Below are 556 nucleotides of genomic sequence, written 5' to 3'. Positions count from 1 at the left end.
GTTTTATGCGCTTTGGCTGTATTTAGCTATCTGCTTCTTCTGACACGCCAATTCAGCAATTCAATTTTCCAGCAGAGGCCATTGTGAGATTGTAGGCTGGGAGGATGACCGCTCGAATGTATTGCTCGTTTGGTGCGGTTTTATTGTGTCTGTTTGGAAACTTGAACATAACAGATGCTACTCTAGGTATTGGCGGTCTGAGGCTGAAAGACTTGCTATCCCATCGAGGATGTTCTTCTGATAGACCCTGCTCTGGAAGACAATACTGCTCTGAAAGACCTGGCTGCTCTCGATTTCAATGTGATCCTGTTTCCAGTCAGCCTGGTTCAATGAAACCCGGTCAATGTCCTGACCCAAAGAACATTCCACTGTCTGCTAAAAACTGTGTCCATGATGGTCAGTGTCCTGCCACACAGAAGTGTTGCCCAACCACCAGTGGCCATGGATGCAGTGAACCAAGCCGACAGGGCCAGGGAAGCTGTCAGAACACGGGCCAGGGCCAGGGCGCCGGACAGGGCCAGGGCAGCGGACAGGGCCAGGGCAGCGGACAGGGCCA

Annotated in this window: 1 protein-coding gene; it reads right to left on the bottom strand. The window is 52.0% G+C overall.

All coding sequences use genetic code 11. The features are described 5' to 3' along the window. Nucleotides 1–326: 326 nt before the first annotated feature. Nucleotides 327–556 (bottom strand): hypothetical protein (locus DK870_RS29515; protein WP_218580696.1); only part of this gene is annotated, 230 nt, incomplete at its 5' end.

Source organism: Pseudomonas sp. Q1 (assembly GCF_009935975.1).
GTDB lineage: Bacteria > Pseudomonadota > Gammaproteobacteria > Pseudomonadales > Pseudomonadaceae > Aquipseudomonas > Aquipseudomonas palleroniana.
This window is presented reverse-complemented; position numbering and strand designations above follow the sequence as displayed.